At 72.3% G+C, this 13,433-nt stretch carries 12 protein-coding genes; 8 read left to right on the forward strand and 4 right to left on the reverse strand.

Features of this window, described 5'->3' with window-relative positions; genetic code table 11:
- Window positions 1–2 precede the first annotated feature (2 nt).
- Window positions 3–2,381: a tetratricopeptide repeat protein gene (locus tag QP090_RS17100; RefSeq protein ID WP_285939905.1), complete on the forward strand. Its 2,379-nt coding sequence runs from the start codon at window positions 3–5 to the stop codon at window positions 2,379–2,381.
- Window positions 2,382–2,452: 71 nt separating this feature from the next.
- On the opposite strand, the gene QP090_RS17105 is transcribed toward QP090_RS17100, so the two are convergent.
- Together QP090_RS17105 and QP090_RS17110 are read right to left on the reverse strand one after the other, a co-directional pair.
- On the reverse strand, window positions 2,453–3,268 hold the full coding sequence (locus tag QP090_RS17105; protein ID WP_285939906.1) for a dienelactone hydrolase family protein: 816 nt from the start codon (window positions 3,266–3,268) through the stop codon (window positions 2,453–2,455).
- 147 nt (window positions 3,269–3,415) lie between these two features.
- Window positions 3,416–3,958 (reverse strand): PadR family transcriptional regulator, encoded by a 543-nt coding sequence (locus QP090_RS17110; RefSeq protein WP_285939907.1) that lies wholly within the window; start codon window positions 3,956–3,958, stop codon window positions 3,416–3,418.
- Window positions 3,959–4,249: 291 nt separating this feature from the next.
- Here QP090_RS17110 and QP090_RS17115 point away from each other — a divergent pair, with 291 nt between their 5' ends.
- Window positions 4,250–6,253 carry a glycosyltransferase family 2 protein gene (locus QP090_RS17115; RefSeq protein ID WP_285939908.1) on the forward strand — a complete coding sequence of 668 codons (2,004 nt, stop codon included), beginning with the start codon at window positions 4,250–4,252 and terminating at the stop codon, window positions 6,251–6,253.
- A 65-nt stretch (window positions 6,254–6,318) separates the two neighbouring features.
- Here the strand turns inward: QP090_RS17115 and QP090_RS17120 are convergent, their stop codons facing one another.
- Together QP090_RS17120 and QP090_RS17125 are read right to left on the reverse strand one after the other, a co-directional pair.
- Entirely contained in the window at window positions 6,319–7,284 is a 966-nt protein-coding gene (locus QP090_RS17120; protein ID WP_285939909.1) for a DUF5954 family protein, read from the reverse strand.
- A 155-nt stretch (window positions 7,285–7,439) separates the two neighbouring features.
- Window positions 7,440–8,018 (reverse strand): TetR/AcrR family transcriptional regulator, encoded by a 579-nt coding sequence (locus QP090_RS17125; protein ID WP_285939910.1) that lies wholly within the window; start codon window positions 8,016–8,018, stop codon window positions 7,440–7,442.
- A gap of 161 nt (window positions 8,019–8,179) precedes the next feature.
- Between QP090_RS17125 and QP090_RS17130 the strand changes: the two genes are divergently transcribed.
- From QP090_RS17130 to QP090_RS17155, 6 genes are all read left to right on the forward strand, one after another.
- Complete coding sequence (locus QP090_RS17130) at window positions 8,180–9,712, forward strand: MDR family MFS transporter (protein WP_285939911.1); 1,533 nt, start codon at window positions 8,180–8,182, stop codon at window positions 9,710–9,712.
- Window positions 9,713–9,953: 241 nt separating this feature from the next.
- The gene (locus tag QP090_RS17135; protein ID WP_285939912.1) at window positions 9,954–10,526 is read left to right on the forward strand and encodes an RNA polymerase sigma factor; all 573 of its coding nucleotides are present in this window, start codon (window positions 9,954–9,956) and stop codon (window positions 10,524–10,526) included.
- The gene (locus QP090_RS17140; RefSeq protein WP_285939913.1) at window positions 10,519–11,541 is read left to right on the forward strand and encodes a CU044_5270 family protein; all 1,023 of its coding nucleotides are present in this window, start codon (window positions 10,519–10,521) and stop codon (window positions 11,539–11,541) included. Before QP090_RS17135 ends, QP090_RS17140 begins: the two co-directional genes overlap by 8 nt.
- A gap of 58 nt (window positions 11,542–11,599) precedes the next feature.
- Window positions 11,600–12,286 carry a DUF6348 family protein gene (locus QP090_RS17145; RefSeq protein WP_285939914.1) on the forward strand — a complete coding sequence of 229 codons (687 nt, stop codon included), beginning with the start codon at window positions 11,600–11,602 and terminating at the stop codon, window positions 12,284–12,286.
- Window positions 12,287–12,563: 277 nt separating this feature from the next.
- The gene (locus tag QP090_RS17150) at window positions 12,564–12,701 is read left to right on the forward strand and encodes a hypothetical protein (protein WP_285939915.1); all 138 of its coding nucleotides are present in this window, start codon (window positions 12,564–12,566) and stop codon (window positions 12,699–12,701) included.
- A gap of 116 nt (window positions 12,702–12,817) precedes the next feature.
- Window positions 12,818–13,402, forward strand: a complete 585-nt coding sequence (locus QP090_RS17155; RefSeq protein ID WP_285939916.1) for an RNA polymerase sigma factor — start codon at window positions 12,818–12,820, stop codon at window positions 13,400–13,402.
- The last annotated feature ends 31 nt before the right edge of the window (window positions 13,403–13,433 follow it).

The raw sequence follows: 13,433 nt of genomic DNA on the forward strand, positions 1-13,433 counted from the left end.
CCGTGCCCTCCGCCGACGAACTGACGCCCGCGCAGGCCAGCCGCCGCGCCACCGTGCTCGACCTGCTCACCAGCGCGGGCTGGACCCCGGACAACGCCCTCTGGGACGCCGGCATCAGCACCGACTTCGTCGCGGGCGTCCAGTTGCGCGGTGCCGGGACGGCCCAGCGGTGCGACTACATGATCACGGAGAAGGGCGACCTGACCGAGTACCTCAACGTGCGCTGGAACCTCCCGGACGGCGAGACCCAGCTGATCATCGACTTCCTGGGCCAGTCGTCCGGCTCGGAGACCGACCTCGGCACGGTGCTGGCCGCGCTGGCGTCCGAGCGGGCCCAGGAGGGCGACCGCCCGGCGGCGACGGTCGCGGCGCTGCCGCCGGACTGCCCGCTCTTCACCCTGGACGAGTACGGACGGCTCGCCCCGGTCAACGAGGCGGCGGCGGCCGGAACGGCGACGTCCCCGGCCGCGAACGCGGAGATCGACGAAGCCGACGCCGACGAGGACGACGAGGACGACGAGGTCGAGTACACCTACGGCGACGAGGTCCAGAGCCTGCTGGACCGTGAGCTGCGCGCGGCGGGCTGGCGGCGCACGCCGAACGACATGCTGCTGATGGGGCTCCGCGAGTCCTTCTACGTCCAGCGCGGTTCGGTGACCCTGAGCGCCGGGCGGTGGAACGGCGAGGAGACCAGCATCCGGCTGGAGGGCCCCGAAGGGCAGGCCCGCCTGCGCCTGGACGGCCTGGCCGCGCCGCAGGACGCCCACCGGCTGGTCGCGCTGCTGATCCGCTGGCAGGAGCTGATCACCGAGGACAACTGGCAGGACTTCGTGAACGACCTCCTCGCCGCGTACCCGCACGTCTACACCGAGGGCGACGACGGCGACTGGCACCGGCTGGCACTGCCCGCCGCGGAGCCCGTCCGGGAGCCGCAGCCCGGCGTCGAGGACCGCGCCCGGCTGATCCGCGAGACCCTCGGCGGCGCCGGCTGGACGCAGGAGGAGGCGTCCGACGGATCCCCGCTGTGCATGATCCTCCGGACGCCCTCGGGCGCGTCGCTGACCTGCATCCACTCCGTCGAACCGCCGGAGATCCTGCTGCTGGACGTGCAGCTCCCCGAGGGAACGGGAAGCGACTTCGGCGGCAACCCGATGTTCGCGCTGGACATGATGGACCTGTGGTCCGGCGGCGGCCGGGACCGCCTTGAGGACGTCCTCGGCGTGCTCACCACGGCCGAGCACGCGTTCGACGCCCGCGGCTTGACGCCGCTCGTCCAGGCGCTCCAGCTCCGCTGCCGGGTCCTCTGGGTGCGCGATGGAGTGCTGGGGACGATCGTCCGCGCCCAGCCGGAGTTCGGCGGCGAGCCCGCCCCGCCGCTGCCCCGTCCGCTGCGCGAGATGGACCGGGTGGTCGCCACGCCCGAGGGCGACACCGCCGAGGGATGGTGCGAGCGCGGGCACGCCGCGCTCGGCGAGCACCGCCCCGATCTGGCGCTGGAGAGCTTCGACGCGGCGCTCGACCGCGACCCCGACCACGCCTGCGCGCACTACCACCGCGCCTGGACCATCGGCACCGCCGACCTGGAGGAGACGCACCGCAGCTTCTACCGGAGCGTGGAGCTCGACTTCGCGGTCGGCCCCTCCCTGCTGCACTACGCGCAGCTGATGCGCCTGTGCGGGTACCCCGAGCAGGAGACCATCACGTTGCGGCACGCCGTCGAGCGGCTGCCGGAGTACGCTCCGGGCTGGTACACGCTGTCGCTGACGGCGGTGAAGGCCGGCCGCTACGACGAGTGCGTGACCGCCGCGACCCGGGCCCTGGAGCTGATGCCCCGCGACGCCCGCGCCCTCCACTGCCGGGCCTGCGGGTACGCCCTGCGCGGCGACAGCGCCGAGGCCCTCGCCGACGTCGCCGCCGCGATCGAGACCGACCCCTCCTTCCGCACCGAGATGCGCGACGACCCGGACTTCGGCGCGCTCCGCGACGACCCCCGCTTCGTCGCGCTGGTCGACCCGTGGCCGGCGTCCGACGCCGAGGGCTCGCTCCCGTCCGAGCTGGTCGAGGTGCTGCGCCCGGCGGGCTGGCGTCCGGACGACCGCTCGGTCTCCGGCGGCCGGGTCTCCTCGGTGGAGTACCCGTGCCCGGCCGGACGGCTGATCTTCGGGCTGAGCGCGGGCACCTGCTACGTCAACCTCCGTCCGTCCGGCCGGGGCGAGGGCGCCGAAGGCTGGCTGTACGCGGGCGCCGGCGACGACGCCCGCGTCCTGGCCGGGCTGCTCACCGGCTGGCAGGACCGGCTGGACGGCGACAACTTCCCCGAGTTCGCCAAGGAGGTCGGGGCCCATCTCGCTGAGTCCACCTGGCACCTGGGCCACCCCTGACCCGAACGGCGCCGGTGCCTGAGCGCCACCCGTTCATGCGCTCAGACACCGGCGGTCGGCTTGGCCGGGCTTCAGGTCGAGAGCGGCAGGCCGTGCTCGGCCGGCTTGGACTCGGCGATCTTCCTGACCTCCTGGGGCTCGGGCACTGTGCTCTCGTGTCGGCTCAGATGCCGGGCGAAGAACCGCAGCGAGTCGTCCACTTCGAACGACGGCTCATCCCCGTGCCGGCCGGGGTTGGCGTGCAGCGTCTTCTGAGCCGAGGCCAGGGCGTCGAACAAGGCCAGGCTTTGGTCCCGCGGCACCATCTGGTCGTCCCACTGGACCAGGAACTGCACCGGCACGGTGATCCGCACGGCGTCCTCGGCCAGCCCGTGCACGCCGAGCAGGCCCAGCACCGCGGCGCGGATCCGGGGTTCTGCGGCGATGAGCGGGATGCCGAGCCCACAGCCCATCGACATGCCGCAGTAGCCCACCGGGCCGACGCCGACCTGGTCGAGGCGCTGTACCGCGGTCAGGACCGCCTGCCAGTCCGCGACGGCCTGACCGGCCAGATGGCTGTGCATGCCAGCGACCAGTACGCCCGGATTCCCGCCGGCGGCCATACCGGCCCGCATCTCGGCCGCGACCCGGCCGAACTCCTCGTCCTCGGGCCGGTCGCCGTGGTTGGGTGCGTCGATCGCGACGACCGCGAACCCCTCAGCGGCGTAGCGGCGGGCGCGGGAGACGGTGCCGGGGACCGTCTTGTGCTGCCCGCCGCCGTGGCCCAGCAGAATCAGGGGACGAGGACCGCGGGCGTCTTCCGGCGTCCATAGCACACCGGGGATCTCGTCGAGGGTGAAGAACTGCTCGGTGACGCCGTCCGACGACGTCTGGGAGGTGAAGCGCATCAGCGTTTCAAGCCTTTCGGGATGCCTTGTGCGGGCGCTCCCTAGACCATGCGAAGAAGGGAGCCCCGACCCATCACAGCGTTGATCGGTCTCACCTCCTTGAACTCACAGTGGTGCACGGCGACGCCGAGATTACTACAAAGATCATCACGTGGCCGGTTGTTCGCGGTATCGGTCGGCGACGCTCGGCGCCGCCGACTGCAGATCACGGGTGAGTGCTCGGGCCTGGTCGAGGAGCAGTGGGACGCGAAGTGCCGGGACCAGGTCTTCTAGCGCGCTGGTGGCGGTGTGGGTACGGGGGCGTCGAATGTGACCGGCCACTGCTGCGTGCAGCGGGTGCGGGGGTGGTCGGGGCCCTGCGCCCTGGTCTGCGCCCGCAGGACGCGGTGCAGCTCGTGCCCATCCGGGCCGCCGCTCCGCCAGCAACGCGCGCGCGCCGGTCTCCCCGGTGGGGGTGAGGCGGTAGAGGCGGCGCGGCGGCCGGGTGGGGTCGGGGTTGTGCGCCTCCCAGCGGCCGGTGATCCAGCCCGCGTCCTCCAGGCGGTCGAACATCTTGTAGGTGGTCGCGCCCGAGAGGCCCGCCGCCTTCTTGATCGTCCAGCCGTGCAGCTCGGTCCCCTCTCCGGACGCCTGGACGAAGAGTTCCAGCACGTCGAGGAGCGGTCGGGTGACCCGGGTCGGGAACGACATACGGCTTAAATTACCTAGGTTCCCCGGCAAGTGGAAGGAAACGGCCACCCCCGGCCATCACCGCTCATACCTCCCGCCCGTCCGAACCGGTCGGGGGAGGGGCGCACTACCGGGAGCGTGTAAAGTTTTGACAGAGAACTGAAGGGCGGCGCGCGTCCCCCTCGTTCGACCGTCGTGACGGCTCTTCACCGGGGGAAGCCCCGGCCGTCATTCCTGAGTGAATGTGAACAACTCTCGTTGAAATCGTTCGATGGCGCTCTTCCCCCCGGCGGCTGTGTCACCTGTGAGGGTGTGGGCTATACCGAATACGCCGACATCTGCCCCACCTGCCGGGGCGCCCGGACGGGCCGCCGGGGCGACCGGACGCCGCGGGTCAGTGTGATCATCCCGGTCTACAACTGCCGGCCGAGCCTGGACCGGGCCCTGCGGTCGGTGTCGGACCAGACGATCGGCCGCGAGGCGATGGAGGTCATCGCCGTCGACGACGGGTCGACCGACGGCGGCGGCGCCGAACTGGACCGGTGGGCGCGGGAGTGGCCGGGGCTGCGGGTCGTCCACCAGCCGAACTCGGGCGGGCCGGGCGGGCCGCGCAACACCGGGCTGGACCGGGCCGCCGGTGAGTACGTCTTCTTCCTCGACGCCGACGACCACCTCGGGCCGGAGGCGCTGGAGCGGCTGTGCGCGATGGCCGACGCGAACGGCACCGATGTGGCGATCGGACGGTACGTCGGGGTCGGACGCCGGGCGCCGCGCTTCGAGCGGGACGTGCCGCGGACGACGGTGCTCGCGGCCGATCCGCCCGTCTACGACTCGCTGTCGGTGCTGAAGCTGTTCCGCCGCTCGCTGATCGAGCGGCTCGGGCTGAGGTTCCCCACCGAGCAGCTCTCCGCCGAAGACCACCTGTTCACCGCCCGCGCCCTCTTCGCCGCCGACGGGATCTCGGTGGTGGGCGAGTACGAGTGCTACTACTGGATCGACCGGGAGAACGGCACCAGCGTCCTCCAGCAGGGCGGCGCCGACGCCGCCCGGCACCTCGCGCGCATCGGCGAGGTGATGGAGTTCGTCGCGGGCGAGGTGCCCGCCGGGCCGGACCGCGACCGGCTGATGGCCCGGCACTTCCTCAACGAGATCTTCTCCCGCTTCGGGCGCCGCTACCCCGGACTGGACCCGCTGGAGCAGGCCGCCACCAGGGACGGCGCCCGCGGGCTGTTCGAGGCGTGGTGGACCGACGGGGTGGGCGCGCGGTTCGGCGCCCGCGGCCACCTGATCGCGCACTGCGTGACCCACCGCCTGGACGGCCTCCTGACGCGGGTGGTGGAGTCCGGGCTGGACGGGCCCGCGCCCGAGGTGCGGGTGGAGGGCGCCCGCGTCTTCCAGCACTACCCGGGGTTCCGCGACCCCGAGTACGCGGTGCCCGACGCCCGTTACGAGATCACCCACCGGGTCCGGCAGCGCCGCCGGCTGGACGCGGTCGAATGGCGCCAGGACCGGCTGCGGGTACGGGGATACGCCTTCCTGACCGAGATCGGCGCGGACGGCCAGTCGGCGCACCTCGTCCTGCGCGAGCGCGACGGCGCGGCCGAGTACCGGGTGCCGTTCGAGGTGACCGCCTGGGAGGGGGAGCTCCCGGAGATGGCCGCCGACATCGATCTGGCGTCGGTGGCCGGCGGCGGCCCCCTGCCCGCGGGCCACTGGGACATCGCCGCCGTGATGACGGCGGGCGGCATCGTCCGGGAGGGGCCCCTCTATCCGGGGAAGGGCGCCGCGGTGCAGGCCCCGGGAGTCCGGATCGTCCCGGTCAAGGGCGGTACCCCGTACATCACGCCGTACTTCGACGGGGAGGCCGGGCCGCTCGCCCTGCGGTGCGGCGGGCTGGGCGGCGGCCCCGCGCCCGTCACCACCGATGCGGCGGCGATGACCCCCGGCCCGGCCCTCGACCTGGCGCTGTCGGTGCGGACCGCGGTGACCGCCGAGATCACGGTCGCCGCGCTGCTGCGGCAGCGCGGCGGAGAGACCGTCATCGAGATCCCGCTACCGGCGCGCTGGACGGTCGACGGCGTGGTCGCCACCGGGCAGATGCCGCTGACCGCGCTGGCGCCCGGCAGGTGGGACCTGTGGCAGCGGATCACCGTCGCCGGGTCGGCGGACGAACGCCGCGTCCAGGCCCCGGCGCACCTTCCGGACACGGGGCGGGGGATCCAGCCGTACGCCACCGAGAAGGGCAACCTCTCGCTGCTGGTCGCGCCGCCCCGCAACTCCGGCCTGCTCCAGCGTCTGAAGATCGTCCGCGGCTGACGGGACGCCGCCCGGGTCGGTACCGCGAGGCCGGACGACCCCGTGCGGGCCTCGCGCGGACGGGGTCAGCAGGACTCGGGGAGGTCGTACCGCTCCTGGTCGGACGGGCGGGGGCCCTCCGGGCCGTCGCGGCCGAGGCGCAGCATCCGGGAGACGCGCACGGTGCGGAAGCGGCGGCCGATCGCGGTGAAGTCGTGGCCGGTCGCCGCCCCGATCTGCTCGGCGGCCTCGGCCCAGTCGGCGAGCTCGGCGGCGGTCGGGGGCGCCCCCTGGAACTCGCGCAGCCTGGGCAGCAGCTCGGCGAAGTAGCCGGCCAGGTGGTCGCGGGCCCGGACGGGATCGTCCGCGCCGGTGATCGGCTCCCAGGAGCCGTCCTTGATCTCGACCATGGTGAAGGTGGGCGGGAGCAGGACCACCGCGGGGTGGCTCTGGACCGCGTGCCGGGCCTCGGCCCGGATCACGTCGGGGACGGGCCCGAGCACGGGCATGTAGCCGACCAGGTTCAGCCTGAGCTGCGCCTCCCACTGCCCGGCCGGCGCCCGCGGGTCCAGCAGGAACCCGCGGAGCGCCGAGCCGCTGCCGCAGGCGGGCGAGGCGTCGGTGGGACGGGGCGGCTCCATCACGCCGTCGCCGATCAGGGTGTACTTCTCGACGCGGATCACCCGGTAGCGGCGGTCGCCGATCTCCCACTCGTCCTTGGGGAGCTGCTCGCCCTCCTCGGGGTCGAGGCGGTCGGCGGCGGCCAGCAGGTCGGCGGCGAGCCCGGGTTCGCCCTCCAGCCCGTTCGCGCGCCGGCGCAGATTGCTCGCCAGGTCGTAGCGGGCGCCGGCGGGGTCGGCGGCGCCGGTGCAGCCGATGCGCCATTCGGTTCCGGTCTGCACCGCGTGCCCGAAGTCGGGGGACCCGGCGGGGAGCAGCTTGGGGTACCGGTGGATGCTGTCGCCGAGTTCCCTGTCCTTCACCGCCGCGACCGGATCGAGGCCGGGGACCAGATTGATGTGGTCGTACCCGGGCATCAACGGAAAGGTCATGCCTTCATCCTCGTCACAGACGCGGGCGGCACGCAGGGGAATCGGCATCAGCGGACGGAACCGCGAGCGAAGTGCCCCGAATAGTGCGATATGGGGATGACGAAATCTTGCCTCGCCGCGCATACCGCCGTGGTGACCGGGCCTGACGGAATAGGTCAGGCGATGTCTCCCCAGCCGTGTTCCAGTAGGGCGAAGACCTCGTGCAGCGCCTGCGGGGGATCGTCGCGGTCGCGCAACAGCATGGCGCTCTCCAGTGCGAAGCGGGCCAGGGCCGCGGCGGCGAGATCGTCCTCAGGGGCGCCGGTGGCCTCGGCGATGGCGGCGGCCAGGGCGGTCTCGTGCCGCAGCCACATCCGGCGCGAGTACTCCTGGAGCGCGGGGGTCGACCGCACCATCTCGATGAAGGCCGTGAAGTCGGGATCGTCGCCGTGGACGTACAGGTACTCGCGCAGTGCGCGGTCGCGCAGAGCGTGGATGATCGGCTGCCCCGGGGCCCGGTCGCGGACGGCGGACACGAGGGCCTCCTCCCGCCGCTGGTCCTCGTCGAAGACGAGGGCCTCCTTGCCGGAGAAGTGCTTGAACAGCGTGGTGACCGACACGTCCGCCGCCTCCGCCACGTCCCGGACCCCGACGTTGTCGTAGCCGTGCTCCAGGAAGAGGCGCAGTGCGGCGTCCGCCAGGGCCTTCCTGGTCTGGGCCTTCTTGCGTTCGCGGCGCCCCGCCGTCTCGGTCATGGTGGCCATCCTACCAGCTTGGCGTATCGGCTAATAAAGTTGAACCGTTGCACTTAGTTAGTTGTTGTGCTTCCCTGGACGTGGCAGGCCGCCGGCCCCCCGGGCGGGGCGCCCTGGACGGCCGCCGAATCCGAAACCGACCCCCCGAGAGGTGGACGTCCATGTCCAGAACAGAGAAGGAGCCCGCGTCGGAGCGCCCGACGAGGCCGGCGGTGACGAGTCCGGCGGCGCCGTCGTCGCCGGAGCGGTCGGTCCGGCTGGTGCTGGCCGGGGTGCTGCTGGCGATGCTGCTGGCGATGCTCGACAACGCGATCGTCGGCACCGCGATGCCGACGATCGTCGGCGACCTGGGCGGGCTGAAGCAGATCGCCTGGGTGGTGACCGCTTACACGCTGCTGTCGGCGATCTCCACGCCGGTGTGGGGGAAGCTGGGCGACCTGTTCAGCCGCAAGACCGTGTTCCTGACCTCGATCGTGGTGTTCCTGGCCGGGTCGGTCCTGGCGGGCGCGGCCTGGTCGATGCCGGCGCTGATCGGGTTCCGCGCGCTCCAGGGCCTCGGCGCCGGCGGCCTCGCGGTGGGCGCGTTCTCGATCATCGGGGCGCTGGTGCCGCCGCGCGAGCGCGGGCGCTACCAGGGCATGACCGCGTCGGTGATGGTGGTCGGCACGATCGGCGGCCCGCTGCTGGGCGGGGTGATCACCGATGGGCTCGACTGGCGCTGGGCGTTCTACCTCAACGTCCCGCTGGGGCTGGTGGCGCTGGCGTGGTGCTGGTGGATGCTCGACCTGCCGGTGTCGCGCGCGAAGGTGCGGATCGACTACGCGGGCATCGTCGCGCTGTCGACGGCCATCGCGTCGGTGGTGCTGGTCGCGACCTGGGGCGGGGTCGACTACGCCTGGACGTCGGCGCAGGTCCTGGGGGCCGCCGGGGTGGCGGCCGTCGCGCTGGCCGCGTTCCTGGCGATCGAGCGGCGGGCCGTCGAACCCGTCGTCCCGCTGAAGCTCTTCCGCAGCCGCAACATGACGCTGTCCTCGCTGTCGGCCCTGATCTACGGCGTGGTGATGTTCGGGGCGGTGCTGTACCTGCCGCTGTTCCAGCAGACCGTCCAGGGCGCCTCGGCGGCCTCGTCCGGGCTGCTGCTGCTCCCGATGATGGTCCCGATGCTGGTCGTCGCGCAGGTCACCGGGAGGTCGATGAGCGCCACCGGCAGGTACAGGATCTTCTTCGTTCTGGGCGGGGCGTTCCTGACCGCCGGGGCGGCGCTGCTGGCGACCGTGGACGCCGGGACCGGCCGGCTCGCCACCGGCCTGGCGATGGCCCTGCTGGGCGCGGGGCTCGGGTTCGCGGCGCAGCTCTCCACGACCATCGCGCTGAACAGCGTCGAGCCGAAGGACATGGGCGCGGCGTCCGGCGCGGTCACCCTGTTCCGGACGGTCGGCGGCTCGCTGGGCGTGGCGGCGTTCGGGTCGATCTTCACCCGGGCGGTGGCCGGACGCACCCCGGCCGACAAGGGCGCCTACCTGGACGCCTTCGCCGGCGGCACCGGCCAGGTCTTCCTGGCGGTCGCCGTCGTCTGCGCCGCCGGATTCGTCCTGGCCTGGTTCTTCAAGGAGGTTCCGCTCCGCGGCAAGGCCCCGGCGCCCGCACCCGCACCCGCCTCCGCCTCCGCACCCGCGGACACGTCCGCGTCCTGACGGTCAGTGCTTGCCGGTGCACGGTGGCGCGCCGGCCCGGCATGGCGCAGCACGTCGGTCAGCGACTCCCGGAGGATCCGGTAGGAAAGCGTATGCCGACATTCCCGGCCTGCCGTGGGGGCGCGGATCCCGGAGCGCGCTCCGGGCGTGAAGAGGAACCGCGGGTTCGGGCAATCAGCGCTGATCACTCCGTCAGAGAGGCGCCGGATGCATGACCATGACCCATGTACCTCCCACCCGGATGCCTGAGGAGGCGAGCGACGCCTCGGTCATCGCCAGGTCGCGGGACGAGCCCGAACTGTTCTCGATGATCTTCGACCGGTACTTCCCCGCGATCCACCGGTTCGCCGCGTCCAGGCTCGGCCCCGGCCCCGCGGACGACGTCGCCGCCGACACCTTCCTGGCCGCCTTCGACCAGCGGGACCGCTACGACCTGGCCTGCGCCACGGCCCGACCCTGGCTGTACGGGATCGCGACGAACCTGATCAGCCGGCATCGGCGCAGCGAGGTCCGGCTCTACCGCGCCCTCGGCCGGTCCGCGGCGCGGGACGAGGCCGAGAGCCACGCCGACCGGGTGGCGGACCGGGTGAGCGCCGAGGGGCTCAGCCCCGAACTGGCACGGGGCCTGGCGCGGCTCTCCCAGGGCGACCGCGACGCGCTGCTGCTCGTCGTCTGCGCCCAGTTCAGCTACGCCGAGGTCGCGCTCGCCCTCGATGTTCCGATCGGCACCGTCGGCTCCCGCGTCAACCGGGCGCGGCGCAAGCTCCGCAAGACACTGGGCCCCACCGCACAGGAGGCGATCAGCCATGGATGAGCTTCAGCGGCTGCGGAAGCGGCACGACGCGCTACCGGACCCGACCGAAGAGACCATCGCCGACGCCCGCTCTCGCCTGAAGGACCACATGCGCCGGCCCGTCCCAGGTAAGAAGCGGACCTGGCACCCGGCCTGGGGTCTCAGCCTCGCCGGGGCGGCCACCGCGGCCGTGCTCCTGGTGCCCCTGGTGCTCTTGGGGCCCCTGGCAGGCGGCGGCGGAACCGATGAGGACCGCCCCAGGGAACAGTCGTCCGCCCAGATGCGCGCGGTCGCCGGCGCTCAGGACCTGGCCCACAATGCGGCGATCACCGCCGCCACCGAACGCGACGTCATGCCCAAGCCCCACCAGTGGTCGTACCTGAAGGAGCTGAACGCCGAGACCAAGGTGGACGGCGCGCGGCTGAGGGGGACCCCGAAGGAGACGAGCGCCGGGGAGGTGTGGTCCCGGTTCGATGACTGGGGCTATGCCGACTTCCGGGACGGGAAACTGTCGCTCAACAAGGGGTCCGAGCGCACGGTCGACTACCGGGACATCTTCTCCCTGCCGAAGAACCCCGACCAACTGCTCGCCCAGGTCTACAAGACGGTCGGGAAGTACGCCTCCCGCCCGACCCTCGGTCCTAGCGGATCGAAGGGCGGCCCTCTCAACGATGAGGACCAGGACTACGACCTGAACGCGTTCTGGCACATCGAGGCGTGCCTGCGGGACAGCGCGCTGCCGACCGGGCTCCGCGCCGCCCTGGTCGGCGCGCTGGCCAAGATCCCCGACGTCCGGTACGGGGCCCGCGCCGTGGACCTCGCCAAGCGTCCGGGCATCACCCTCTACCGCATCCGGGGCGGCTACCTGCGCGAGGAGATCCTCATCGACCCGACCACCTACGCGTACCTCGGCCACCGCGACATCGTCGTCAAGGACCTCACGGAGGACGGCGAGGACCTGAGAAAGGGGGACATCATGTCCTGGAGCAGCCTGGTCAAGGCCGTCGTCGTCGACCAGCCCGGCCGGCGCTCCTGACGGCCGGACCCCGAGATCCGGGGGATCGGTCCGGCTTCGTCCCACTAGGGTGATCACCATGGAGTCGGCGGAACAGGAGATCGCGGGCCATGTCGCCCGGATGCTCGGCGAGGGCCACGGCCTGCCCGTGACCCTGGACGGCGCGGCCGTCGACATCACGGGAACCGGCATCCGCGTCGCCGTCGGCGCCCCCGAGACCTACCTGGAGGGGCGCACCATCCGGATCCCGATCGGGATCGCCCACCCGAGCTGGAACGGCATGTTCGCCTGGGACCAGACCGTGGGCACCCGAGGGGCGGACCGGCACCCGGTGGCCGAGGCGCTGGACGGATGGGCGCACAACGTGTTCGCGGTGTTCGCCGCGGCCCTCCTCCCCTCGTCCGACCTCGCGCGGCGCGTCACCGCGCTGCCCATCACGAGCGGTTCCGAGACGGCCGACGTCTACTACGGTGCGCTGGCGATGCGGGACTTCGGCGGGTTCACCGACGCCGACCGCGAGGCCATCGCGAGCCGCCCGCCGACGATGGTCCTGATCGAGGAGCTGTTCGGCGGCTACGCGCTGCCCGACCGTCCGGTGTGGGTCTACACCTACTGCGCCCGGATGCCCGACGGGCCGGTGACGGAGGTGACGGTCCTGAACGGCGACAGCAGCGAGTCGTTCGGGCACATCGCCGACCACCTGCCCTGGCACGGCCACGGCTCCGTCAAGTCGTGGGCACTGGTCGTCCCCCGTCCCACCGCGTAGAACGTCGCGACCGGCCCCCGCACCGTCATCCGCGGCCGACCTGCCCGACCTGGCGATTTCACGCCGGGCCGCGCGCGGGGACCTCAGTGATGCCCGATGTCACCGTGTTCCCTGCGGAAGGAACCCACTCTTGGACTTCGCTCATCTGAACGTTGTGCGGCGCGATGAGGACGCCGGCCGGGGCACGGTCCCGGCGGCGCAGGCCGACGCCCCACCCGGTCCGCCGGGAGAACGGCCGGGGTCTGCCGGAGCGGGAGGACGCGGACGGAGCGGGAACGTGGAACCGCAACTGGTGTTCACCAACGTGCTGCTGTCGGTGGTGAGCGCGTACGGCGTCACCGGATCGGCGGCGGTGACGCTGGGCGCCGCGGCCATCGCCCTGCTGGTGACCTTGGTGTTCGCACGGCGCCGCTAGCCCTTCGTGCGGAGCCGGAAAAAATCCCGGCGTGGTTTGCACACCCGGGCTCGCGCACGGACCTAGGTACCGAGCGTGAGCCCGGGTTGGAGGACAGCGGCGATGGAGGACTGCCGATGGTCGAAGCCAGACGAACGCCTGTTGCGGATGGACCGGCACCTGCCGGGGACATCCGAGAACAGTTCACCACCCTGTACCGGCGGCACTATCGCGGCGTCGTCGGAATGGTCGTTCTTTTAGGAGGTAACCGGGAAGAGGCGGAGGACGCCGCACAACGCGCGTTCGAAGACGCGCTCCGGAAATGGGACACGATCCGTGCGCCGTCGGCATGGGTCCGGGTGGCGGCCCGCAACCATTTCATCAAGGCCCGCACCAGGGACCGCAACCTGCGCGAACGTGCGATCGAACTGCATCAGAGCATGCGCTCGGAGGACGAGGCGGAGCAGGATCCGATGACCCGGTGGGTCGACCTGAACTGGATCGAGCAGGTACTGGCCGAGTTGCCGCCCGGCCAGCGCCAGATCTTGCGCTACATCTTCGACGGGCTGTCCACGAGGCAGATCGCCGAGCTGCTGGGCAAGAACGAGCCCAACGTCCGATCCCACCTGCGTCACGCCCGCAGCCGCCTCAGGGAGCGCCTGGCACAGGCCGCCCCGCGCGGCCCCGTCCTGCCGGAACCGGGGAAGGAGGAGTCCCAGTGAACGACCGTGACCGTGGCGAATCCGACGGCCG

Origin of the sequence: Actinomadura xylanilytica, assembly GCF_030283145.1 — a bacterium.
Taxonomy (GTDB): domain Bacteria; phylum Actinomycetota; class Actinomycetes; order Streptosporangiales; family Streptosporangiaceae; genus Spirillospora; species Spirillospora xylanilytica.